Source organism: Colwellia sp. MB3u-41, assembly GCF_014076845.1.
GTDB lineage: Bacteria > Pseudomonadota > Gammaproteobacteria > Enterobacterales > Alteromonadaceae > Colwellia_A.
On record NZ_JACGUT010000082.1, the window covers coordinates 589,134 to 612,679 of the forward strand.

Genomic DNA, 23,546 nt, shown 5'->3' on the forward strand with positions numbered 1-23,546 from the left:
AGATCCGGTATTATTTTTTATAGAATATAAAAACTAACTCAACATCTATTTACTTGATAAATACTTATTAAGTACATGGAGCAAATCAGCTTGTTGAAATGGCTTGTGTATAAAGTCTTCAATATCAAAATCAAGGGCTTTTTCTTTGTCTTCTTTGCCAACACTGGCACTTAAGATGATAATAGGAATACCTTTGAGTTTACCGTTTTGTTTAATAAAATGTGATGCTGTAAATCCATTAATATTAATTTTTTCTTATTACTCTCAAGGTAAGTTAGCGCTTGCTGACCATCTCCAGCCAAAGAACAAATTACTCCTAAAGAGATTAATTTTTTTGGGGCAATAAACTGATTTATTTTATTGTCTTCTACGACGAGAATATTTACACCTTCGTAGCTCGGTTGGGGTGATGCTATCCACCTATCGTTATTTTTTGCTATAGGTTATTCCGACTGAGGTAATTCTAACGTTACAGTAAATGTGCTGCCTTTTCCTGGTTGGCTTATCATGTTTATATCTCCTGCCATCAAAGCGCTTAATTGTTTCACAATTGATAAACCTAAGCCTGTACTACCATATGTTCTTGTGGTGAAAATCTCTGCTTGGGCAAAAGCATTAAAGAGATGTCTTTGCTGATCTTCATTAATACCTATGCCTGTATCTTTGACCGTTAAGGTTAGTACTCTGGTATTTTGTGCAGTATTTTGGCAGCTACCGTCAATACTAATAGTTCCTTGGTTAGTAAATTTAATCGCATTATTGAGTAAGTTTATCAATATTTTTTAAACCTAAAGTCATCACCAGCCACCCATTTTTCAAGTTTGAGGATAAATTTTCATTAATTAAAATTGACTTTTTAAGCGCCTTTTCGTTCAACATTTCGATTACTGATATTGTTTCTATTGCAGGGTTAAACGATCTATTTTCAAGGTTTAACTCACCCGCTTGCATTTTAGATATGTCTAAAACATCGATAACAATATTAAGTAAAATATTTGATGAGTGATTTATTTTAGATAAATAATCAATGGCATTTGTATCGTTTTTTTCACGCCAAGCTATCTCGGCAAAGCCTATAATTGCGTTTAAAGAGGTTCTATATTCATGGCTAAGAATAGATTTTTACTTTATTTGCAATAACGAGTTCAGTATTACTTTTTAATAATTTTATGGTGTTTTTTGCTACTCTTTTAGTAGGGGAGTAATTAAAGTGATGATACCAATAGTACAAACGATAAACATGATGCCAAGGTTGCTCCAATCTATCAGGCCTTGTTCAAACTTCTTCGTACTCGAAAATGATAATTGAGCTATTTTATTGAATGAAATTATCTCCACGCTGCAGCTAAAAACCAGGTAGAGTCATAATTTTTTACTATGAAAAAATATTACTTTTGCCATAACTTAATTAGTAAGTAAAGTTATTTTGATCAAGACTTTGGTGCACACCAACGAGTAAAAGATCTAATTCAAAAACGGCCTCAACGAAGCCTTTTAATAGAACAGTGTTAGTTTGAAACTCTTTTTTGTAAACTGGGTAATAAACAACAACACCGGTAAATTTATCTTTTTGCTGTACTAGCGACAATAGAGGTGTAATAACATGTTTTTTAAGGCTGATGGCTTTATTGGCACTCGCACTTACAGGTGGGTGCGTCGAAACATCTAAACCTACTGCAGATTTATTTGCTTCAAGGGGCTCGATAAAAGTAATGGGAAAATATTGACTCTGATTAGGTGAGCGTTGAAACCCTTGCTCGGTAGATTTTTTGATATAGCTTTCAGTAATCCCCTCTTCTGACAGTGCCAACTCAAATGCTTTTCTGCTGTCAGAGCTTATTAACGGTACCCAAGCTAATGCTCTTAGGCTGATGTTTCGTTGTTCTATTGTATTGGTGAAGGCTTTAAACTCTGCCCGTGTAACATTCTCACTTGCTTGGAATCGTCCGCCTAATGCGGTTAAATGATGCTTTATACTCGATTGAATAACATTAACCTGCTCTATAAATGGTTGAGTCAGATTAATAAATTACTGCTCTTTTCTAACTGTTTATTGTAGCTTGATAAAATATAAATCCAGCTAATAGCACCTAATACAGAAAGGGTTGTTAAAATAGCGGCTGTTTGATGCTTTGCTCTTCTAACATAAACATTCTTCCTAAAAAATAAAATAACCGGGGTTAGAAAGATAATACCGATGAAATCGCCAACCCATTTTGCTGCCCATATATAATAAAGGACTTCTGTGGGAATTTTTAGCCATACCCAACGCGATATCATCACGATAGTACTCGTAACAAATGCTGATAAAGGCCCGGCGAAGATTAAAAACTTAATCATTTCATTAGGGATATGTGTTTTAAGTGGCAAGGTAATAAAGCGTAAAACTAATTGCTTACTAATAACTAATTGTAAAACACTTACCAGAGATAAAATAATGATTAAATAGATTGAAAAAGAAGAGTTTGAATTGAGTTGGTAAATACTGACCAACGAGGATAACATCGACCCTATTAAAATGATGTGCCCATATAAAAAATATAAGCCAAGCATTACACCCGGTACTGGCCAAATGAGACTCGCAACGCCAAAGGTGATGGTAAACAGCGAACCAAATTTTACCAATGAAAAATGAATGCAAAAAGCAATGATTATAAATAATATGTTTTTCACATAAAGTCGCTCATCTAACTTCCCTGAATAATTGAATTATCTCTTTAATAACAATCTGTTCTTAAACTGAACTTTCTTAGATATTGCTATTATCATTAAGGCATCATGGTTGCTTTTATTCTTGATATCAAGAGCAAAAAATACAAAAGAATACAATCTACCCTGCTCCATTTGATTACCCACAATTGCTATAGAATAACTTGATAAGGGTAAATAAATTATAGTTAGAGGTATCACTTTAGCTATTGCTTTGCTCATAAAACGTAAATTACCGCTAAAGCTTTAATTTTACTTTTGCGGTCCTCTTGTCGGATTTACTTCTGACGACTACAATCAGTTGGCACTGAAGTCCGTTTTTATGTTTAAGTCATTACCTCCCCTTGAATAAGTATCTACCTTTAAATTACGTTTCATCGCTCTTAGCGTATAATTAGATAATAAAGTAATTCAATTAGCTAAATTAAAAGCGTCTTTCGGGTCCACACTAAAAACGTTATAATTTTGTGCTCAACATGACACTTACTTATTTATTTATAAGGACAATGATGAAAATGTTCCCCATGACACTATTATGGATAATTATTTTTACTACGGATTTATTTGCTGAGACCATTCGTATCACTAATGGTGAGTGGGAACCATTTCTATCTAATTACAGTTACCAATATGGTCTTAACTCTCATATGGTCACTGAAGCATTTAAGTTGGAAGGTATCGAGGTAGAGTGGGGGTTTTTCCCTTGGAAACGAGCTAATGAATATGCCAAAGAAGCAACAGATTGGGATGCTTCTTGTTGCTGGTGGCCTGACGATGAGACAAAAAAAGAGTTTTTAGTGAGCGACGCTATAACAGAAACGTCTTTTGTTTTTTATCACCTAAAAAGCTATGAGTTTCATTGGCAATCAATGCAAGACTTAAAAGGAATGAAAATAGGAGGTACAACAACGTATGATTATGGCAAAGCGTTTATGGATGCTATTGCTACAGAATACTTTACTGTTGATTTCACCTCAAAAGATGAATTCAATTATAAGAAATTATTGGCTGGGCGCATACAAATATTCCCAAACGATCCTTCTGTTGGTGATGCTCAGATTAGAAACTACCTATCACCTGATGAAGCTAACCTTTTAACTCATAGCCCGAAAGAATTTGGTCGCAGCACACTCCATTTAATTATGAGTAAAGATCATAAGCGCAATCAATATTTTCTTGATAAATTTAATAGTGGTTTAAAAAAACTAAAGGCCAGTGGACGTTTTCAACAGATGTTGGAAGACTTGAAAGCAGGAAAGTATGATAAGAAAAAATTTATTTTTGAAGAATAAGGTGGGTCACCTCATGAGAATAAAAATTGCACCGTCGCAACGCTGTGTTTGCCTACAATCATTCTTTAGCTTGATTTACACCAAACCACTTAGTTTTTAACTTGTCGAGTGTGCCATTTTCAATGATTTTTCGTTTACCCTGACTATAAACTTTGAGCAAATTAGAATGCTGTTCCTTACCTTTCATGGAAACCACGTACTCTGAGCTTGAATCGATAATCGGTGTTTTTATAAATTCCCCTTCCCAACCTTCTTCTTTCAAAACATAATCCCAGGTGTCTTTGTAACCAATAAAACCATTTATATGTCCCTTTTGAAGCATTTGAAAGCCACTTGATATATTGCCTATTTGATATTTAATAACATCGCTAAGCGCATTCCAATTTTTTCCATAATTGAAGCCTCGTTTTTCGCCAATTATTTTTTCACTTAATGAATTAAAACCCTTCCATTTGATAGAAGCATTTTTGTGTGAGTAAATGACATAATCAACGGTATTAATGGGTTCCCTTGAATAATTATACTTTTTTAATCTTTCATCTGATTTACTCATAGGAAAGAGTAGTTCTGCATGACCAAATTCAAGAATTTTTATGGCTCTATTCCAAGGAACGATCGTATATTTGATTGCATAGCCCATAGCATGGAAACTCTCTTGAAAAACCTCCCAACTGAAGCCCTTAACTAGATCTGTATTCTTTTGAGTAGAGGTAACTCCTTTAACTGCTTTGTTACCGTCAACAAAAACATAAGGGCCGTAATCGACCAAACTTACCACAGACACAACTTTATCTAAGCGAACCGTTAATTGAACATTGGCGCTCACCACACAGGAAACTATTAATAGCATAGCTGTAAATATTCGTTTAAATCTCATCTGGAATTTCCCTTCACTTGAGAGACCTAACTCCTCGTTAATAACACAATATTTTTAACAAAAAAATTTGAGGGTAGAAGTAATACTTAGACCATAAATGTTTATTAATAAAGTGGGAAGGGTAAAAATATACAGCGATATAAAGATTCATATGGCGGTTAATTACTCGTATTCTTTGGCGATATGTCCAATCAAAAAATGACGAGTAATGTTATAAAGTAAACGCTGAAAAGCACTTACAACTACTTTTCCTTAGCATGGTTAAGCAATTAACCATTCAAGCATATTACATCATTAAAACCTCTGTGTTAGACTGATAAAAAATCATCCCATTAATGCAAGTACCTACGCCATAATGAATGCAGAAGAATTACTAAGCCAAGCAAAAGAGTCCTGCAAAAAGCGTGGCGCACGATTTACGTTGGCTCGCGAGCAAGTATTTAAACTATTAACTAGACATAGCGGTGCTGTTGGCGCTTATGATCTTCTTGATGAGCTAAAGTTGATTGACCCCGCAGCAAAACCTGCCACTATCTACCGCGCCCTAGACTTCCTTAACAAACAAGGATTTGTCCACAAAATAGAGTCTCTCAACTCTTTTGTTATGTGCCATCACTTTAGTGAATGTAATCATCCTGTACAGTTATTAATTTGTGACACTTGCGGGCATGTTGAAGAGATTCAATCCTCTAATTTAGACCTTGCTTTACGTTCAATGGCAGATGCAACAGGCTTTACGATTAGCCATCAAATTGTTGAAGCTCACGGCGCCTGCCAAACCTGCAGTTAAAGTAACTTTATCGAATTGTAATTAATACTTTACCCTCGCCCATTGGACCTATATATCGAGCGATTGGTCGCATAAAAACGACTTCCCCCCTTAACTTTTTGAGCCTATTCATGTTATAAATATGCGGTTAAGCGTGTATACATTATAATAATACTCAGGAAGCCTATGAAACATTCAATCAAATCAGCATTGCTTTGCTTATTTGTTGCTGCCAGTAGTGGTAGTGCGATAGCAAAGAATACGGTCGATACCGATAAATTTCGACAATTAGAAGAAATCTTACCAACACCCAATACTTACAGAACAGCATCAGGTGCGCCGGGACATCAATACTGGCAACAACAAGTTGATTACAAAATTAACATTCAACTTGATGATAAAACGCAAACATTAAAGGGTAGCGAAACAATTAGCTACACCAATAACTCTCCAGATACTTTAAAGTACTTATGGATACAGCTTGATCAAAATCGCTTAAAGCGCGACTCAGACAATCGCTTAACAAGCACTGCGCCTAATAAAAAAGTAACTTACAACGGCTTGCGTGGCGCCATTGAGTCAACTGAATTTGACGGTGGTAATAAAATCACCGCGGTTACCGCGTCAAACGGTAGCGCACTTGACTACACGATTAATGGCACGATGATGCGCATTGATTTACCTAAAGCATTAAAATCAGGTGACGATGTTGAATTCAACATCGGCTGGAACTACAACCTACACGAACAAAAAGTGCTGGGTGGCCGTTCAGGTTACGAATACTTTAAAGAAGACGACAACTACTTGTATGAACTTGCAGGCTGGTTTCCTCGTGCAGCAGCATACTATGACGTTATGGGCTGGCAAAACAAACAGTTTTTAGGTAACGGTGAGTTCACTTTAGAATTTGGTGACTACGACGTTAAAATTACGGTACCTGCTGACCATATTGTTGCCGCTACTGGTGAATTACAAAATGAAAGTAAAGTCTTAACAAAGACACAACAAAAACGCTTAGTAAAAGCTAAAAAAGCGAAAAAGCCTGTCTTAATTGTTACGGTTGAAGAGGCACTTGAAAACGAAAAGTCTCGTTCAACAAAAACAAAAACCTGGCATTTTAAAGCGAAAAATGTGCGTGATTTTGCTTTCGCTTCAAGCCGTAAATTTATTTGGGACGCTCAAGGTTATAAAGAAGGCGGTACCGATACCATGGCGATGTCTTTTTACCCTAATGAAGGTAATCCATTATGGGAAAAGTACTCGACTGAAGCGATTATCCACACTATGCAGCAGTATAATAAATACACTTTTGCTTACCCATACCCTGTGTCAATTTCAGTAAATGGTCCTGTTGGCGGCATGGAATACCCGATGATAACGTTCAACGGCCCTCGCCCTACACTTGATAAAAAGACCGGTGAAAAAACTTACTCTCGCAGCACTAAATACGGCTTAGTGGGTGTTATTATCCATGAAGTAGGCCATAACTACTTCCCAATGATCGTTAACTCAGACGAACGTCAGTGGACTTGGATGGATGAAGGTTTAAACACTTTCCTACAGTTTTTAGCACAACAAGCATGGGAAGAAGGTTATCCTTCACGACGTGGACATGCTGCTGATATTACTAACTACATGAAAAGCACGAACCAGGTCCCCATTATGACTAACTCTGAATCAATTCTTCAGTTTGGTAATAATGCCTACGGTAAGCCTGCAACAGCATTAAATATTTTACGTGAAACGGTAATGGGCCGCGAATTATTTGATTTTGCCTTTAAAGAATATGCACAACGTTGGATGTTTAAACGCCCAACACCTTCAGACTTTTTCCGTACGATGGAAGATGCCTCAGCTATTGACCTAGATTGGTTCTGGCGCGGTTGGTTTTACACAACAGATCATGTTGACATCGCTTTAGGTAATATTCATTTATACCGTCCTAATAGCCAAAACCCTGATACAGAAGCGGCTTGGAAACGGGCATTAGAAAGTGAAAAACCAACTTTTATTAGTGACCTGCGCGATAAAGGTCAATGGCTTAGAACGACTGACAAGCCTGAATTGTTAGACTTTTATAATGAAAATGACAAATTTACGGCAACCAATAAAGCACGTAATACCTACAACAGCGCAAATAAAAAGTTAAAGCAATGGGAAAAAGACCTACTTGTTGATGAAAGAAATTTCTACATCGTTGATTTTGAAAATAAGGGTGGCTTGGTCATGCCTATTATTGTGCACTTAACTTTTGCAGATAAAACAACAGAACAAGTACATATTCCTGCAGAAATCTGGCGTAAAAATAGCAGTAATGTTTCTAAATTATTCATTACTGATAAAGAAATTACCGCGATTGCCATTGATCCAAACTGGGAAACAGCTGATGTAGATGTTAATAATAACTATTGGCCAGCACGCCCTATTAAATCAAGCTTTGAGTTATACAAACGTAAGAAAAAAGATATGATGCGTGACTACAATGTAAAATTAAAGTCTGCAGATGATGAGAAAGAAGACAAGGAAGAAGAAGATAAATAATGATAAAAATTTCATTATTTAAAAGCTTTATTTTTTGTTTATTGTGTGGGGTTGCGCTTTCCAGTGCAGCCCACCGCTACTTCTTTGGATTAACTGACTTGTCAGTTAATCCAAGAACCCATAATATAGAAGTGATTCATCAACTAACGGCTCACGACATCGAAAACGCCATTGCTGAACAGCAGCAAATACACTTTTCACCCGAGCACGCAGCATACGAACAGATGATCCAAAACTATGTCGAAGCGCACTTCAAACTTATTGACGTTCAAGATAATAAGTATCACGAAATAAAACTTAATTGGATTGGTTTAGAAATAACTAAAGGTAACGTTTATATTTACCAAGAAGCTAATTTTGAAAAATTTTTATCGGGATTAGTGGTAAAAAATGATTTACTCGTCGATACTTACGTTCAACAGATAAATACTGTAAATTACAAAGACGAAACGATTATTGGCAGTTTAACTTTTTCGAAATCCGTTAAAACGGCGAAAATTGCGATAATAAAAAACAATAACTAGTAGGAACGATTTATATTTGCTAAATTAACATGCAAAATCAATTTACTAGTATAACTAAGCCCTTGGGAAACATTCATGAATGTAGAGTTTATCAACCCTTTCTTATCTTCAATGCTCAATGTAATGTCTACTATGGCACAAATGGAATTAGTACCAGAAAAACCTCGTTTGAAAAAAAATGAAGTTGCTATGGGTGATGTTTCAGGTTTAATTGGCATGGTGAGCACGCAAACTAAAGGTTCACTATCCATTACTTTTGAAGGAAAGTTGGCACTTGCGACCATGAAAAAAATGGTGGGTGAAGGTCCTGACGAAATTAATGAAGAAATTACTGATTTAGTCGGTGAAATTACTAATATGGTTACCGGTGGCGCTAAGCGCATGCTTAGTGAAAAAGGTTTTGAGTTTGACATGGCAACGCCTATGGTTGTTTCTGGCAAAGATCATACCATTAACCATAAAGCTGACGGTCCTATTATTATTATTCCGTTAAATTCTGAATTTGGTAAAGCTTTCATTGAGTTTAGTTTCGACAAATAATAATGTAGTTATTTTCAACGCCTTTAATCTAAAGACCCAAACCTCGTTTAGTCATAAACGAGGTTTTTTATTTTTATACGCTATAACACTATTTAGCGCGTAACAATTTAGCGGTAGTGACCATATTAGCTAAAGCTAATTCTCTTTCCAGCCACCTTCTCGTTTTCAAGCCACAATCTGGATTTATCCATAAACGCTCTTTAGGAATTTATTGTTGCGTCTGCTCAGCTAACTTAGTCATCCACGCAACGCTAGGCACATTAGGTGAATGAATATCATAAACTCCGGGGCCTAAATCATTGGGGTAGTCTTGTTGCTCAAATGTATTGAGTAATTGCATATTTGAACGAGATGTTTCTATAGTAAGTACATCCGCATCTAATTTGATAATTGCCGCCATTATTTCATTAAACTCTGAATAACACATATGACTGTGAATCTGTGTTTCAGCTTTAACATTAGCCGCGGTTGCCCAGTGTAAATACTCTTGCCATTGGCTGTTCTTTAACGGCATTGCTTCACGTATTGTGGGTTCATCTATTTGAATAATCGCTGCGCCATTTTCTTCAAGTTCCTTGACTTCATCAGCAATCGCTAGCGCTATTTGCAGAGTGACCTCTTTGCGTGAAATATCGTCACGTACAAATGACCAAGAAAGGATAGTAATAGCTCCCGTGAGCATCGCTTTTACAAGCTTCATGGTTAAAGACTGTACGTATTTTATCCACTCTAAGGTCATTGGCTGCTTTCGGCTTACATCACCAAAAATAATTGCTGGTTTTACACAATGGGACCCATAACTTTGCACCCAGCCAAATTGACTAAACACGACACCATTAAGTTGCTCACCAAAATATTCAACCATATCGTTACGTTCAGCTTCACCATGAACCAGCACATCGAGATCTAACGTCTCTTACTTCGCAATTGTCTGTCTGATCTCTTTCTTAATAAGCCACTGATATTCAACTTCAGAAATGACGTTATTACGCCATTGACCACGTATTTTGCGAATATCACCTGTTTGTGGAAATGAACCTATCGTTGTGGTCGGATAGTGAGGCAAATTTAATTTTTTTGTTGGACTGCTTTTCGATCGGTAAATGACTGAGAGCGATAAACGGCATTAGTATCAATATTTTCAGTACGCTTTCTCACCATTAAATTTTCAACAGCGGGTGAGTTTATTTTTTGTTGGTGGCTAGCAGAGTAATTTGAAATATCGTCAATATTTCCTGATTGAAACGCTACTTTTAATAATGAAAATGCCTGACATTTTTGTTTCGCAAAGGCTAACCAAGACTTTACCCCATCATCAAGTTTGAGTTCTTGGTCTAAATCTACGGAGCAATGCACTAAAGAACAAGAGGGTGCAAGCCATAAGCGTTCAGCTAAAAGATCAGCAATATCTTTATATTTTTGATAGTTTGCCAATAAATTATTTTTCCAAATATTTCGACGCCCAATGATATCACCCAGTGATCAGGTAATTCGTTAATAATATGTTTAACCGACGTTGGCTCTGCAATGGTGTCAATATCTAAACCATCAACATTAAATTGCTTTATTTCACTAATAACATGATCGATTGATGAAAAATAAGTAGCAAGTAAAATCTTTTATGAGGCATTTTCTAGAGTTTTATAAGAGTCTTTAAAAGCGACTACCCATTCAGAAGAAAGCTCTAGCCCTAAAATAGGCTCATCAATCTGTCACAATTCAACATTGGTTGCTGTTAGTTGTTTAAAAATAACTTGATAAGTCTTAATAAGTTTTGGGAGATACTGTAGTTTTTTATCAGCATCGCCAGCACTTAAGTACAAATAGGTTAAAGGGCGTATGAGCACTGGTTTAATAGCAGTTCCCAACGCTTTGGCTTCGACAGTCTGTGCTAAAAGCCCTGTTAAATCGACGTTAAACTCAGTATTTTCATCAAGTTCAGGAGTGATATAATGATAATTGGTGTCAAACCACTTAGTCATGTCACTGGCTGAACAATCACAACCACTAGGAGCTTTACCCCGAGCGATTCTAAACTCAGTATCGATCATATCATCACTTCCTTGAAAACGTTGCGGAATTGAGCCTAATATCATGGTTGTATTAAGCATTTGATCATAATATGCAAAGTCGCCAACAGGTAAAATATCGATTCCAGATTTTTGTTGAACTAACCAATTACTTTTTCTTTGTTGCTTACATGATTCAATAAAACTTTCTTTGGTTAAACGCCCTGCCCAGTAGTTTTCTAATAAGAATTTTAACTGCCTTTTTACGCCAATTCGCGGAAAACCTAAATTATGAATTTGTCATATTATCTCCATGATATATTAATATTTACATCAATCACAAAAGGCGTCTAGATGGCTATATAGTTACAATTATTGAATATGATGTACTTAACAAGCGCATAAATTTCAACAAGGAGATGAAGAAAACTCATGAGCTTTGAATTAAAACAGCTAAAATCAATTTTGGCTCTGGAAGCCGGTGGTAATATGCGTAAAGCAGCTTATCAACTGTGTTTGAGCCAATCGGCACTCTCTCATCAATTTAGAGAATTAGAGCACAGGGTCGGTGGAGAATTATTTATTCGAAATTCAGTACCACTAATTTTTACTCAAAAAGGCCAAGTATTGTTGAGCTTAGCTAAAAAAATATTGCCACAGGTAAGCAAGGCTCATCAGCAATTAATGCAGAAAAATATGACTCATCACAACATAGTTATCGATATACAATGCCATGCTTGCTTTCAATGGTTATTACCGATAATCCAAAAGACCAGTAATACCTTTCCTTTTTATGAGTTTGAGTTTGAGTTTGAGTTTGGTAATAGCTCTTTTTTGTCGAATCATCAATCACAAGCAGGTTTGCTATTTAGTGATGATGAAAATAATAATACTTATAACGCGACACAAAAAATAGGCAGCGTTGAATTACTCGCTATTTTACCTAAGCATCATGCCTTAACACAAAGAAAGTTTATTGATGCTGAAGACTTTGCTTTGCAGACGTTACTCACTTACCCCGTTGAAAAGGATCGACTTGATATTTTCAATTTATTGTTACGACCAAAGCATGTACAACCAGCTCAGATAAAACAAGTGGATAATAGTCATGTGATTTTACAAATGGTGGCAGCAAATATGGGGATTGCTATATTACCTAATTGGTTGGTTACCAGCATGGCTGGTTCAATCGTTAGTCGACGTTAAACTACTAACAAAAAAAGGAATAACAAAAATACTCTATCTTCATTACGACAGCAATAATATCGGAAAAAAATGACTAAGCATTCGATTACCGGATATAAGAGATGCCTTTACTGCACTGACAAGGTAATGTGTACTCGGCGAGTAATATTACATAAAAGCTCATAAGGAATCGTTGTCGCACATTTGGCTATTTCAGCGACCGATAATTGCTCTCCCCATAACGTCACCACATCACCGACTTGCTCTTGTGAATTAATCCCTAAATCAATCGTTATCATGTCCATTGATACACGTCCTACTAAGGGCACCCTGCGCCCATTAACCAGCACAGGGGTGCCATTTTGGGCATGCCGCGGATAACCATCGCCATAGCCAATAGCAACAACACCAATAATGGTTTTTTCTTCACTTTTCCATGCGTAGCCATAACCAACAGACTCTCCCGCAGCTAATTCTCGTATAGCAATCAAGCTTGATTTCAATGTCATGACAGGTTGGAGGTCGCAGCTTTTATGCTTATTAATCAATGCGCTTGCTGAGATACCCTTTGCTGTGTTTTCAAGTGGCAAAGGAGAAACCCCGTAAAGCAATAGTCCTGGGCGGATCCATTGATAGTGGCTCATTGGCCATGCAAAAATACCCGCAGAATTTGCTAATGTTCGCTCTTCATCACAGCCCATTGTGACCTTTTCAAAGAGTGATATTTGCTCACTCGTCGCTTTACTACTTTTATCATCCGCACAACCTAAATGACTCATCAGTACCATGTTCTCTTGGACGTTTTCTGAGCCTAATAGTTGCTGATAAAAATGCGTAAATTCTTCAGGGTTAATACCTAATCGATGCATACCCGTATCGATTTTTAACCAGACTTTCAAGGGAGATGCTAGCTTTGCCAATAAAAGGGCATCAAGTTGTTGACGGTTATGAATAACCGTTTGTAAATTATTTTCCGCAAGTATGGTTAAGTCTTTTGCATTAAAGAAACCTTCTAGCAACACAATCGGCTGAGTGATACCTGAAGCTCGAAGTGCCAACGCTTCATCAATTCTTGCCACCGCAATGGCGTCAGCAGTCATCGAAGAGTCTCCGTACTCATTTATCATACCTTGATCAGAAAATAATGCGTGAGCAATACGTTCTAAGCCATGGCCATAAGCATTTGCTTTTAGCACCGCCAGCACTTTTGATCTCGGTGCTAGCGACTTAAGTTGCGCTAAATTATATTTTAGCGCTGATAAATTAATGATTGCTGTTGCTGTTGTTAGCGCCATTAATCTTCATCTAAAACATGCGGACCCGCATAATTGTCAAAGCGTGAAAATTGCCCTTGGAAAGTTAGTGGCACACGACCAATTGGGCCATTACGTTGTTTACCAATGATTATTTCTGCCATACCTTTAAATTCAGAATCATCATGATAAACTTCATCACGATAAATAAACATGATCAAATCAGCATCTTGCTCAATAGAGCCCGACTCACGAAGATCCGAGTTAATAGGACGTTTATCTGAACGTTGCTCCAAACTACGGTTAAGCTGAGAAAGCGCAACAACTGGTACTTGCAATTCTTTTGCTAATGCTTTTAATGACCGTGATATTTCTGCTATTTCTAGCGTTCGGTTATCAGCAAACTGTGGTGCACGCATTAACTGTAAATAATCAATCATTATCATACTTATACCACCATGATCACGAGCAATACGACGTGCACGAGAGCGAACGTCAGTAGGTGTTAAACCAGCGGCGTCATCAATAAACATTTTACCTTTATCAATAAGTAAACCCATCGTTGATGACAAGCGCGCCCAATCTTCATCACCTAATTGTCCCGTACGAATTTTGGTTTGATCAATACGACCTAAAGAGGCAAGCATCCTCATCATCAATTGTTCTGCGGGCATTTCTAAACTGAAAATCAATGCAGGTTTATCTTCTGTCATCGCCGCATTTTCTGCAATGTTCATCGCGAATGTGGTTTTCCCCATTGAAGGACGTGCAGCAACAATAATGAGGTCTGATTTTTGGAAACCAGCCGTCATTTTATCTAAATCAGAAAAGCCACTAGAAACACCAGTAACACCATTATTAGGCGCAGAACAAAGCTGCTCAATACGATCAACCGTTTTTTCTAAAACCGAGGTAATGTTTTCTGGTCCCTCTGATTTATTAGCGCGCTGCTCAGCAATAGCGAATATTTTAGTTTCAGCAAAATCAAGAAGTTCTGCACTCGCACGTCCTTGAGGATCATAACCCGCTTCAGCAATTTCATTCGCTACACTGATCATTTCACGTGTAACAGCACGCTCTCGCACAATATCCGCATAAGCAGTAATGTTAGCAGCACTAGGCGTATTCCTCATCATTTCTGCGAGGTAAGCAAAACCACCAGCGTCTTCGAGTCGTTGCTCGTTTTCTAGTGCTTCAGATAAGGTAATTAAATCAACAGGGTTGCCTAATTCAATTAACGCAGCAATGGTTTCAAAAGTGATACGATGCGAACGACTGTAAAAATCTTGGGCAACAACACGTTCACCGACACGGTCCCAAGTCTCGTTATCAAGCAGTAAACCACCCAGTACAGATTGTTCAGCCTCAAGTGAATGAGGCGGAACTTTTAAAGCATTCATCTGACTATCTTGAGAATACTTCTTATCTTTAAAAAATTTATTTGGCTTGCGCTCTGCCATTTATATACCCTAAAACACTATCGCAAATGCGAGATTAAAACTTTTCGTAGGTTAGCAGAATTTCCTTTGAAACAGAATAAAAAAACGAGCTAGCATCGTCCCTAACTCGTTCTATTTTAAATGCCTGAACAATAAAGATTAATGGCTAACATTAATCACACCACTTACTGTACTTGCACGTACATTGGCATTAGCACTACCAGTTTCAAATTGTAATGTTGAACTTGGGCCATACTTAGCTTTATTGGCTTTTTGACCGGTAACTTTATTAATAATATCACCGCTAGCACTTGTAGATAAACGAAAACTTGCGTTCACATTTTTCTGGAGTTTTAAGGCTAAGCCACCGCTAATACTCGACATTTTTACCTCTCCCCCATCGTTTAACGATAAACTTCCTGAAAAATCACCACTGATATTTGAAACCGTTAGTTCGTCAACCTCGTTCAGTGAGATTTTAATATCACCACTGACATTCTCGATCTCCACTTCTTTTGCTGTTGATTGTGAATCAATTTCGCCACTGATCACACGCAAACTCAAGCGTCCGCTAGATTGACGATCTTTAATATTGCCACTAACCGTCGACAAACTTACTTTACCAGATAATTTTTTGCTGTCGATATCGCCACTCACTGAAATTAATTCAATGCGTTCGCTTAAATTAATTGCGTTAACGTTACCACTGACTGTTTTTCCTTCTGCACTGGCATGTAAATTTTCAAAGCTAATATCACTCGAAATACCATCAAAGCTGACACGAATGTTTTTTGGCATGTGTATCGTTAGTATCGAACCTTTATGGTGGCCCCAAAAGTTATTGTTATGCTTTTCAAGCTCAACTTTAATTTTTACACTTGAACCTTGCTGCTTAAACAGTAAACCTTCTGCTTCATCTTCCAACTCTCCTTTAACCGCAATGATATTTTTGTCCCAACCAATAACGGTAACCTTGCCGCGCAAATTTTCGATATTAACACTACTCACATCCCTTAGCGTTAATGACTTATCTATCTGCTCACCAGCAAAACTTGAACAAGCCACAGAAAATAACATCATCGGAATAACTTTTTGTAAAATACTCATAACTACCTCTATATATTACTACTTTTAAATACTTTGCCATTTAGGACTGTACAATTGACTCAATAAGTCGAGCTCTTTTTTTTGTGTCCAGCGTAATAAGTTCAGTAAATCATTATTACTAGGATCTTCGGTTAACGCTTTTTCAATGGTTGTCTGAGCAGAGCTAAGCTTACTTAATTCTTCTTGAATTTCTTTGGGTAACTCCGACACTTTTGGCTGACCAAAACTCACCAACATAGTTTGTTTTGTTTGTTTAAAGTTTTCTTGCATAGCCATAACTAAGTTCAATGGAGAATGATCTTGTTTCGCTAAATTTACTGATTTATCTGCAAGTTGTGGGGAAAAAGAAAACCAAGTAACCAATACTGCTACAACGAGTGATGCTGCCCATGCTGTCGAGATGAAAGCTGCTTTTTTAGGTGAATCAAATGACAGTTTATCTTGTTGCTTTGTCTGAATAGCACGTTCAATACCTGCCCATAAATCGCGTTGCGGTGTCATTTCATCAGGTAATTCAGCCACGGTTTTTTGCAAATCTTGCTCTGACAATAATTTACTCATATCTCGACCCACTCTCTTAATAAACTTTTTGCTCTATGGTATTGTGCTTTACTTGTGCCTACTGCCATATCTAACATTTTTGCAATTTCTTCATGACGATAACCCTCAACAGCGAACAGAACAAATACTAATCGTGCCCTTTCTGGCAGCCTTGCTATTTGTGTATCTAATGCAGTTAACTCAATCGTATCTTCCATTTCTACGGCCACATCTTGAATGGTTTGATCTTCAATACTGAAAATACGTTGCAACCAGTTTTTATGCTTACGTAAATGCCCAAGTACAATGTTGCTCGTTACACTGTGTAGCCAAGTGGAAAATTTACTGTCGCCACGAAAATTAGATATTTTTTGCCAAAGTTGCACAAATACTTCTTGGCAAACATCTTCTGCGCTGTCTTTATCCGCCAGCATACGCCAGCAAATGGCATAAACTTTTCTATGATACTTTTGATAAAGTTGATAGAAAGCTTGCTGATCACCTTGTTGCGCTCGGCATATTATCGCTTGCTCTTCCGCTATTTCAGGCGAAGTAGTTAGCTGACTATCAGTCCAACTTTTAATGTTAATAACTTTCGGATTATCCAAAGGTTAACTCTCAGTAATAGTGTTGTTATAAGGTAAGATACGTGATCTAAGAAAAGGGTTTAAATAAAAGATAAATAAATTTATCTTTTATTTGCGATTACATGAACACATAGTTGTATTCTTAGGAGGTAAACTTGAATTTCAGACATAAAAAAAGCGTCTTAAGACGCTTTTTTATACATTTTGATTTTAGCGTAATATTACTTGCTGCTAAGAGCACCAAAACGTTTGTTGAATTTATCAACACGACCACCGGTCTCAGCAGCTTTCTGCTTACCAGTGTAAAATGGGTGACAAGCTGAACATACGTCTAAGTGAATATCTTTTTTCGCTGTAGAACGCGTTACGATGATGTTACCGCAAGAACATGTTGCTTTGAACTCAACGTAATTAGGATGAATACCGTCTTTCATAGAAACCTCTGTATAAGGCCGTATCGCCACTTAGTCAGTCATTATTGCTGCTAAGCACCATACGAGTTAAAAATAATGGAGGCGAATTTTAAATCATCACCACATGCTTAGCAATAGCCTAAGGATACTAATTGCTAAAAAATGAACAATTAATCAATAACGGGGATTAAAGTGGAACTTTGTACAAAATCGCACTTGGCATCTTAACAACAAGTCGGCAGAATAAGCGTAATTATAGTCAAAAAAGTGTTCTCTATGCAGGTGAGTTATATTCAAGTCGCTATTCCTGTTCCCATGCGTCAGTTATTTACTTATATCGTTCCTGCAACCATCAATGGTGAAGATATTCAAACAGGCGCACGTGTAATCGTCCCTTTTGGTCACCGTCAAGTCATTGGTATCATCATAAGTACCAGCACAACATCTGATATTGAAGACAAAAAACTTAAATCCATTATTAGTTTAGTGAATGACAATTTTCACCTTCCCCCTACTTTATTAAAATTTTTATTGCGCTGTGCCGATTATTATCATCATCCTGTTGGCGATGTATTACAACTTGCTCTGCCAGTTTTACTTCGACAAGTTGAACAGCCTACTATTGATTTAGCCACTACATGGCATAGCCAACAATTTGAACAGGTAAATGAAGAAACAGTTACGCTTGAGAAAATTACCAAGCGAGCACCCAAACAAGCTGAACTCTATGCTTTAATCAACACTCATCAGGGACTCACTTGGGCAGAAATTCGTACCTTAGGCTTTACAAAAGCGCAATTGAACACCCTTGAAAAGAAACAGCTCATTGAGGAAAAAGAACAAAAATCTGAATGTTTTGTTTATCACGACGATGCTTTAGCCGAAGATGAAAAATTAACATTAACCGTTGAACAAGCCGTTATTGTTTCAGCGGTGAAAGCATCTTTTGATCAATTTTCTTGTCATCTGGTTGATGGCATAACAGGAAGTGGTAAAACTGAAGTTTATTTACAAGCCATGGAAAAAACCTTAGCGGCAAATAAACAAGTTCTTGTACTCGTGCCTGAAATTGGCTTAACACCACAAATGCTCAGTCGCTTTGAACAGCGCTTTAATTTACCTATTTGTTTACACCATTCTGGGCTAAATGACAAAGAACGCTTACAAACCTGGCTCGCCGCACAGCGGGGTACCGCAGCAATAATCATTGGTACACGTTCAGCGGTTTTCTCTCCACTACATCACTTAGGCTTAATTATTGTCGATGAAGAGCACGATGGCTCTTTTAAACAACAAGACAGTTTTCGTTATCAAGCACGCGACATTGCTATTTTACGAGCGGGTCAGTTAAATATTCCTATTGTGCTAGGTAGTGCCACCCCCAGTTTAGAGACATTACAAAATGCGCTATCCGGTAAGTACCAATATCATCAATTAACCCAAAGACCGGGCCAAAGTACGCAATCTAAAATAACGCTTATTAATGTTGCACAACAGCAAATGGAACATGGTTTATCCGGCACCTTAAAAAAAGCGATTGGAACGACCCTTAAGCGTGGCGAGCAAGCATTAATATTTCTCAACCGTCGAGGCTATGCTCCTGCCATAAATTGCCAAGAATGTCATTGGATAGCAGATTGTCAGCGTTGTAATAAGCCTTATACCTTGCACCAAGGGCAAAAATTACTCATTTGTCATCACTGTAGTAGCCAGAAACGCATTCCTTATCAATGCCCAAGTTGTGGAAGTGTACGTATTAAACCTATGGGACAAGGTACAGAGCAATTAGAAGAACGTATCGGTGAACTATTCGAGAACTACAGTACGGTAAGAATTGATCGCGACAGCACTCGTAAAAAAGGAGAACTGGCAAAATTATTACAAGAGGTCAGCGATAAAAAACATCAGTTACTTATTGGCACGCAAATGCTAGCAAAAGGACATCATTTTCCAGATGTGACACTCGTTGCTGTTTTAGACGTTGATGGTGCTTTATTTAGCTTTGATTTTCGTGCTGCTGAGCACATGGCACAGCTGTTAGTACAAGTTGCAGGTCGTGCAGGCCGCGAAAGTAAACCAGGCCGGGTATTAGTACAAACCAATTTCCCAGATCATCCACTGTTACAAGATCTAGTGAATAACGGTTATCCTCATTTTGCCAAATATGCATTAACAGAGCGCAAACAAGCATTATTACCGCCGTTTAGCTATCAAGCCCTTTTTCGCGCTGAAGCTAATTACCCCTCTTACCCTGAAAAATTTTTGAGCGCATTAACAGACGTTACTTTTGATGGTTGTCAGTTCGCAGGCCCAGTGCCTGCTGCAATGGAGAAAAAAGCAGGAAAATATCGTTACCATTTAATTGTACAAGCTAAGTCACGTAAACAGCTTCACTTTGCCGTTTATCGACTCATTCATACTATTGCTCAAAATGAATGGCAAAAAAAAGTGCGCTGGACAGTGGATATTGATCCCCTTGATTTAAGCTGGTAATTACCTGCTGATCCCATTCACCAACGAGGTAGCTAAGTAGCGTACTTTGAATGGCAATGGCGAGATATTGCACTCTATTACAATTTTCTATTTAAACTAGTGTTATTTCTTTACCAGTTGGTTAGAATTAGTTGATGTTTACCGGTATATTATTATTTAATGGCTCATCAAGATTACGTTTCCCGCGCTCAAAATAAAAAGAAAAGTCCTTATAAAAGTAAAGTGGCTCCTAAACCAACGTTCACTGTAAAATTTAAACTTGTCTTGTTGCTCGCTATTTTATTGATTGGTGGCTTTAGTTACGGTTTATGGGCGATAAAAGATAAAAAACCATCAACTTCTCCTGTAAAAGTAGTCAAAGAAGACACACGCGTTGTCAAAGAAAAAGCATTACCTGCGCCACCTAAAGAGATATGGGCTTATGTGGACAATCTCCAAAGTAAAGAGGTTGAAGTGGGTAAGTATGAAGTTAAAGACAAAGGTCCCTATAAAATGCAATGTGCTTCATTTAGAACAATGAAACAAGCAGAGATATTAAAAGCAACGATTGCCTTTACTGGCTTAACGTCTCAAATAAGTGAATCAAAAGGCAAGAACGGTATTTATTACAAAGTATTCTTAGGCCCTTATGAGCGAAAACGTGAAGCAGAAAAAGATAAACATAAGTTAAAAAGCAATAATGTAAATGGTTGTCAAATCTGGTTTTGGAAATAAAACGAAACAGATTAATGAGCGATAAATTAGTTCGATTGACATAATAGCCACATTTATCTAGTTCCCTCCTTGAAAAAGTCATAATGAGCCTTATCTATTCTCCATAGATGTAAATAAATATTTGAGGTTAATTGTGACGACTATTGTATGCGTAAGACGTAATGGCAAAGTAGCTATTGGTGGTGATGGACAAGTTTCACTTGGAAATACCGTAATGAAAGGCAACGCTCGTAAAGTTCGCCGTTTGTATAATGGTAAAGTACTTGCTGGTTTTGCTGGTGGTACTGCTGATGCTTTTACTTTGTTTGAGCGATTTGAGAGTAAGCTTGAACAGCATCAAGGACACTTAACGAAAGCCGCGGTGGAACTTGCTAAAGATTGGCGAAGTGATCGCGCATTACGAAAGTTAGAAGCCTTACTTGCTGTTGCCGACGAAACAGCTTCATTAATTATCACGGGTAATGGTGATGTTGTACAACCAGAGCACGATTTAATTGCTATTGGTAGTGGCGGGAATTTTGCTCAATCGGCAGCCACAGCGTTATTACAAAACACCGAACTAAGCGCTAAAGAAATTGTTGAGAAGTCATTAACAATCGCTGGTGACATTTGTGTATTCACCAATCATCAGCATACGATTGACGAGCTATAAGGCTCCCTCTTGCTTAGTAAAATATAAAACAAGTAACAATGCTTAAGGAATTATCATGTCGAATATGACACCTCGTGAAATAGTCAGTGAATTAGACAGCCACATTATTGGTCAAAGTGACGCCAAACGTGCTGTTGCCATCGCCTTAAGAAATCGCTGGCGCAGAATGCAGTTAAACGAAGAATTACGTAATGAAGTTACCCCTAAAAATATTTTAATGATTGGCCCAACAGGTGTTGGTAAAACAGAAATCGCTCGTCGTTTAGCCAAGCTTGCCAACGCTCCTTTCATTAAAGTTGAAGCAACTAAATTTACCGAAGTAGGTTATGTAGGTAAAGAAGTTGAAACGATTATTCGCGATTTAGCGGATATGGCAATAAAGATGACCAAAGAGCAGGAAATGACTCGCGTAAAACATATCGCGGAAGAAGCGGCTGAAGAAAGAATTTTAGATATATTACTGCCACCACCACGTGACGGATTTGGAGCGGAAGGCGCTACTGACAATAGTAGTACTCGCCAAGCTTTTCGTAAGAAGTTTCGTGAAGGTCAACTGGACGACAAAGAAATAGAATTAGATTTAGCCGCCAGCCAAATGGGCGTTGAAATTATGGCACCTCCTGGCATGGAAGAAATGACTTCGCAGTTACAAAACATGTTTCAAGGGATGTCTAATGAAAAAACAAGTAAGCGTAAATTAAAAATTAAAGATGCTTTCAAAGCTTTGCAAGAAGAAGAAGCCGCAAAAATTGTTAACAATGAAGATATTAAAGAAAAAGCTATTTATGCTGTAGAACAAAATGGCATCGTCTTTATCGATGAAATTGACAAAATTTGTAAACGTGGCGATAGCACAGGCCCCGATGTTTCTCGCGAAGGTGTTCAACGAGATTTATTGCCACTTATTGAAGGCTCAACGGTAAGCACTAAACATGGTATGATTAAAACTGATCATATTTTATTTATTGCTTCTGGCGCCTTTCAAATGTCAAAACCATCTGATTTAATTCCTGAATTGCAAGGTCGATTACCGATTCGTGTTGAACTAAAACCGCTAACAACCCATGATTTTGTTAGAATTTTAACCGAACCCAATGCATCATTAACAGAACAATATATCGCTTTATTGGCAACAGAAGGCGTGCACGTTTCATTTAGTGAAGATGGCATTCAAGCTATCGCAAGTGCGGCATGGCAAGTCAATGAAAGTACTGAAAATATTGGTGCTAGGCGCTTACATACGATGATGGAACGTTTGATTGAAGACTTATCATTTAATGCGGACAAGCGCGCTGGCGAAACAATTACTATTGATGCAAAGTATGTAGACTCTACTATTTCTGAACTCGTTAGAAATGAAGATTTAAGCCGTTTTATCCTATAGAAAATAAAGAGTAGGAGGTTATCCTTCTACTCTTATGCCCTACCAAATAAGATGTATGCTTAAAAGTACTTTAAAAAGATACGCGCCTATAATCAAACCCATTATGAACGAGGGAATTAATGAATATCATTCAGTTTACGCTTAATCGTCAGCAAAAAAAACTGACCCTTAATTTTGATAGTAATCATCAGCTTAGTTTCGACTTTGAATACCTAAGAGTATTCTCTCCAAGCGAAGCCAAGCCTAAAAGTGGTGCTAAAACACCAGAAGTTTTTCATAAAAAAGAGGTACAATTAACACGTATTGAACCACTGGGTAAATATGGCCATCGCTTAGTATTTGATGATAAACATAGTGCCATTTTTACTGATCAAACATTCAAAATATTGTTCGAAGATTATAACGTTAACTGGCAAGACTATTGTGAAAGCTTAACCGGTAACCAGAATAGAGAAACATCGATTAACTTTGTTGAAGTGAAATAAACTATTTTATATCTGTTGCCAACCGTATGCTCT

The 23,546-nt window shown here is 37.4% G+C and carries 24 protein-coding genes and 2 pseudogenes; 11 read left to right on the top strand and 15 right to left on the bottom strand.

The features are described from left to right. Window positions 1-45 precede the first annotated feature (45 nt). From H4J73_RS21060 to H4J73_RS16500, 5 genes are all read right to left on the bottom strand, one after another. A complete protein-coding gene (locus H4J73_RS21060) occupies window positions 46-249 on the bottom strand; it encodes a response regulator (protein WP_182177694.1) in 204 nt (67 codons plus the stop codon). A gap of 194 nt (window positions 250-443) precedes the next feature. Next, window positions 444-776 carry an ATP-binding protein gene (locus tag H4J73_RS16485; protein ID WP_182177536.1) on the bottom strand — a complete coding sequence of 111 codons (333 nt, stop codon included), beginning with the start codon at window positions 774-776 and terminating at the stop codon, window positions 444-446. Then, complete coding sequence (locus tag H4J73_RS21065) at window positions 757-1,116, bottom strand: histidine kinase dimerization/phospho-acceptor domain-containing protein (protein WP_182177696.1); 360 nt, start codon at window positions 1,114-1,116, stop codon at window positions 757-759. The genes H4J73_RS16485 and H4J73_RS21065 overlap by 20 nt, the downstream gene beginning before the upstream one ends. 292 nt (window positions 1,117-1,408) lie before the next feature. Beyond that, window positions 1,409-2,026 carry a CHASE domain-containing protein gene (locus H4J73_RS16495; protein ID WP_182177698.1) on the bottom strand — a complete coding sequence of 206 codons (618 nt, stop codon included), beginning with the start codon at window positions 2,024-2,026 and terminating at the stop codon, window positions 1,409-1,411. Then, window positions 2,017-2,673, bottom strand: a complete 657-nt coding sequence (locus H4J73_RS16500; RefSeq protein ID WP_182177544.1) for an MASE1 domain-containing protein — start codon at window positions 2,671-2,673, stop codon at window positions 2,017-2,019. The genes H4J73_RS16495 and H4J73_RS16500 overlap by 10 nt, the downstream gene beginning before the upstream one ends. Before the next feature lie 551 nt (window positions 2,674-3,224). Here H4J73_RS16500 and H4J73_RS16505 point away from each other — a divergent pair. Continuing rightward, window positions 3,225-4,001 (top strand): ABC transporter substrate-binding protein, encoded by a 777-nt coding sequence (locus H4J73_RS16505; RefSeq protein ID WP_182177546.1) that lies wholly within the window; start codon window positions 3,225-3,227, stop codon window positions 3,999-4,001. 58 nt (window positions 4,002-4,059) lie between these two features. Here the strand turns inward: H4J73_RS16505 and H4J73_RS16510 are convergent, their stop codons facing one another. Next, on the bottom strand, window positions 4,060-4,878 hold the full coding sequence (locus H4J73_RS16510; protein ID WP_182177548.1) for an ABC transporter substrate-binding protein: 819 nt from the start codon (window positions 4,876-4,878) through the stop codon (window positions 4,060-4,062). Between the two features lie 355 nt (window positions 4,879-5,233). Between H4J73_RS16510 and zur the strand changes: the two genes are divergently transcribed. The 4 genes from zur (at window position 5,234) to H4J73_RS16530 (ending at window position 9,252) form a co-directional block, all read left to right on the top strand. Further along, window positions 5,234-5,668 (top strand): zinc uptake transcriptional repressor Zur, encoded by a 435-nt coding sequence (zur, locus tag H4J73_RS16515; protein ID WP_182177550.1) that lies wholly within the window; start codon window positions 5,234-5,236, stop codon window positions 5,666-5,668. A 165-nt stretch (window positions 5,669-5,833) separates the two neighbouring features. Next, entirely contained in the window at window positions 5,834-8,188 is a 2,355-nt protein-coding gene (locus H4J73_RS16520) for a M1 family metallopeptidase (RefSeq protein ID WP_182223589.1), read from the top strand. Next, window positions 8,188-8,712: a DUF6702 family protein gene (locus H4J73_RS16525; RefSeq protein WP_182177554.1), complete on the top strand. Its 525-nt coding sequence runs from the start codon at window positions 8,188-8,190 to the stop codon at window positions 8,710-8,712. Before H4J73_RS16520 ends, H4J73_RS16525 begins: the two co-directional genes overlap by 1 nt. 75 nt (window positions 8,713-8,787) lie before the next feature. Further along, window positions 8,788-9,252 (top strand): chemotaxis protein CheX, encoded by a 465-nt coding sequence (locus H4J73_RS16530; RefSeq protein WP_182177555.1) that lies wholly within the window; start codon window positions 8,788-8,790, stop codon window positions 9,250-9,252. An 88-nt stretch (window positions 9,253-9,340) separates the two neighbouring features. Here the strand turns inward: H4J73_RS16530 and metE are convergent. The 3 genes and pseudogenes from metE to H4J73_RS21080 all read right to left on the bottom strand — a co-directional run bounded on the left by metE (window position 9,341) and on the right by H4J73_RS21080 (window position 11,558). After that, window positions 9,341-10,318, bottom strand: a pseudogene (gene metE / locus H4J73_RS21070) (5-methyltetrahydropteroyltriglutamate--homocysteine S-methyltransferase). Window positions 10,319-10,320: 2 nt separating this feature from the next. Further along, window positions 10,321-10,686: a hypothetical protein gene (locus H4J73_RS21075; RefSeq protein WP_404851826.1), complete on the bottom strand. Its 366-nt coding sequence runs from the start codon at window positions 10,684-10,686 to the stop codon at window positions 10,321-10,323. Beyond that, a pseudogene (locus H4J73_RS21080) lies at window positions 10,644-11,558 on the bottom strand (hypothetical protein). Before H4J73_RS21080 ends, H4J73_RS21075 begins: the two are co-directional and overlap by 43 nt. A gap of 135 nt (window positions 11,559-11,693) precedes the next feature. On the opposite strand from H4J73_RS21080, the gene H4J73_RS16540 reads away from it, so the two are divergent. Next, a complete protein-coding gene (locus H4J73_RS16540; protein WP_182177557.1) occupies window positions 11,694-12,467 on the top strand; it encodes a LysR substrate-binding domain-containing protein in 774 nt (257 codons plus the stop codon). A 107-nt stretch (window positions 12,468-12,574) separates the two neighbouring features. Here the strand turns inward: H4J73_RS16540 and alr are convergent, their stop codons facing one another. The 6 genes from alr to rpmE all read right to left on the bottom strand — a co-directional run bounded on the left by alr (window position 12,575) and on the right by rpmE (window position 17,806). After that, complete coding sequence (alr, locus tag H4J73_RS16545; RefSeq protein ID WP_182177559.1) at window positions 12,575-13,741, bottom strand: alanine racemase; 1,167 nt, start codon at window positions 13,739-13,741, stop codon at window positions 12,575-12,577. Beyond that, on the bottom strand, window positions 13,741-15,159 hold the full coding sequence (gene dnaB / locus H4J73_RS16550; protein WP_182177561.1) for a replicative DNA helicase: 1,419 nt from the start codon (window positions 15,157-15,159) through the stop codon (window positions 13,741-13,743). Before dnaB ends, alr begins: the two co-directional genes overlap by 1 nt. A 138-nt stretch (window positions 15,160-15,297) precedes the next feature. Then, window positions 15,298-16,245 (bottom strand): DUF4097 family beta strand repeat-containing protein, encoded by a 948-nt coding sequence (locus tag H4J73_RS16555; protein ID WP_182177563.1) that lies wholly within the window; start codon window positions 16,243-16,245, stop codon window positions 15,298-15,300. 24 nt (window positions 16,246-16,269) lie between these two features. Beyond that, window positions 16,270-16,806, bottom strand: coding sequence for a hypothetical protein (locus H4J73_RS16560; RefSeq protein WP_182177565.1), 537 nt, complete (start codon window positions 16,804-16,806; stop codon window positions 16,270-16,272). Next, window positions 16,803-17,369 carry a sigma-70 family RNA polymerase sigma factor gene (locus H4J73_RS16565; RefSeq protein WP_182177700.1) on the bottom strand — a complete coding sequence of 189 codons (567 nt, stop codon included), beginning with the start codon at window positions 17,367-17,369 and terminating at the stop codon, window positions 16,803-16,805. The genes H4J73_RS16560 and H4J73_RS16565 overlap by 4 nt, the downstream gene beginning before the upstream one ends. A 224-nt stretch (window positions 17,370-17,593) precedes the next feature. Further along, window positions 17,594-17,806, bottom strand: coding sequence for a 50S ribosomal protein L31 (gene rpmE / locus H4J73_RS16570; protein ID WP_070374999.1), 213 nt, complete (start codon window positions 17,804-17,806; stop codon window positions 17,594-17,596). 255 nt (window positions 17,807-18,061) lie between these two features. On the opposite strand from rpmE, the gene priA reads away from it, so the two are divergent. The 5 genes from priA (at window position 18,062) to H4J73_RS16595 (ending at window position 23,513) form a co-directional block, all read left to right on the top strand. Continuing rightward, entirely contained in the window at window positions 18,062-20,278 is a 2,217-nt protein-coding gene (gene priA / locus H4J73_RS16575; protein WP_182177567.1) for a primosomal protein N', read from the top strand. A gap of 159 nt (window positions 20,279-20,437) precedes the next feature. Then, window positions 20,438-20,992 carry an SPOR domain-containing protein gene (locus H4J73_RS16580; RefSeq protein WP_182177569.1) on the top strand — a complete coding sequence of 185 codons (555 nt, stop codon included), beginning with the start codon at window positions 20,438-20,440 and terminating at the stop codon, window positions 20,990-20,992. A 133-nt stretch (window positions 20,993-21,125) separates the two neighbouring features. Further along, window positions 21,126-21,644: an ATP-dependent protease subunit HslV gene (gene hslV, locus H4J73_RS16585; protein ID WP_182177571.1), complete on the top strand. Its 519-nt coding sequence runs from the start codon at window positions 21,126-21,128 to the stop codon at window positions 21,642-21,644. A 55-nt stretch (window positions 21,645-21,699) separates the two neighbouring features. Then, the gene (hslU, locus tag H4J73_RS16590) at window positions 21,700-23,028 is read left to right on the top strand and encodes an HslU--HslV peptidase ATPase subunit (protein WP_182177573.1); all 1,329 of its coding nucleotides are present in this window, start codon (window positions 21,700-21,702) and stop codon (window positions 23,026-23,028) included. A gap of 119 nt (window positions 23,029-23,147) precedes the next feature. After that, complete coding sequence (locus tag H4J73_RS16595; protein ID WP_182177575.1) at window positions 23,148-23,513, top strand: gamma-butyrobetaine hydroxylase-like domain-containing protein; 366 nt, start codon at window positions 23,148-23,150, stop codon at window positions 23,511-23,513. Window positions 23,514-23,546 lie beyond the last annotated feature (33 nt).

Excerpts from the sequence above, each read along its gene's own strand:
- H4J73_RS16505 (WP_182177546.1), top strand. The coding sequence starts at position 3,225 with ATGTTCCCCATGACACTATTATGGATAATTATTTTTACTACGGATTTA.
- H4J73_RS16510 (WP_182177548.1), bottom strand. The coding sequence starts at position 4,878 with ATGAGATTTAAACGAATATTTACAGCTATGCTATTAATAGTTTCCTGT.
- zur (WP_182177550.1), top strand. The coding sequence starts at position 5,234 with ATGAATGCAGAAGAATTACTAAGCCAAGCAAAAGAGTCCTGCAAAAAG.
- H4J73_RS16520 (WP_182223589.1), top strand. The coding sequence starts at position 5,834 with ATGAAACATTCAATCAAATCAGCATTGCTTTGCTTATTTGTTGCTGCC.
- H4J73_RS16525 (WP_182177554.1), top strand. The coding sequence starts at position 8,188 with ATGATAAAAATTTCATTATTTAAAAGCTTTATTTTTTGTTTATTGTGT.
- H4J73_RS16530 (WP_182177555.1), top strand. The coding sequence starts at position 8,788 with ATGAATGTAGAGTTTATCAACCCTTTCTTATCTTCAATGCTCAATGTA.
- H4J73_RS16540 (WP_182177557.1), top strand. The coding sequence starts at position 11,694 with ATGAGCTTTGAATTAAAACAGCTAAAATCAATTTTGGCTCTGGAAGCC.
- alr (WP_182177559.1), bottom strand. The coding sequence starts at position 13,741 with ATGGCGCTAACAACAGCAACAGCAATCATTAATTTATCAGCGCTAAAA.
- dnaB (WP_182177561.1), bottom strand. The coding sequence starts at position 15,159 with ATGGCAGAGCGCAAGCCAAATAAATTTTTTAAAGATAAGAAGTATTCT.
- H4J73_RS16555 (WP_182177563.1), bottom strand. The coding sequence starts at position 16,245 with ATGAGTATTTTACAAAAAGTTATTCCGATGATGTTATTTTCTGTGGCT.
- H4J73_RS16560 (WP_182177565.1), bottom strand. The coding sequence starts at position 16,806 with ATGAGTAAATTATTGTCAGAGCAAGATTTGCAAAAAACCGTGGCTGAA.
- rpmE (WP_070374999.1), bottom strand. The coding sequence starts at position 17,806 with ATGAAAGACGGTATTCATCCTAATTACGTTGAGTTCAAAGCAACATGT.
- priA (WP_182177567.1), top strand. The coding sequence starts at position 18,062 with ATGCAGGTGAGTTATATTCAAGTCGCTATTCCTGTTCCCATGCGTCAG.
- H4J73_RS16580 (WP_182177569.1), top strand. The coding sequence starts at position 20,438 with ATGGCTCATCAAGATTACGTTTCCCGCGCTCAAAATAAAAAGAAAAGT.
- hslU (WP_182177573.1), top strand. The coding sequence starts at position 21,700 with ATGTCGAATATGACACCTCGTGAAATAGTCAGTGAATTAGACAGCCAC.
- H4J73_RS16595 (WP_182177575.1), top strand. The coding sequence starts at position 23,148 with ATGAATATCATTCAGTTTACGCTTAATCGTCAGCAAAAAAAACTGACC.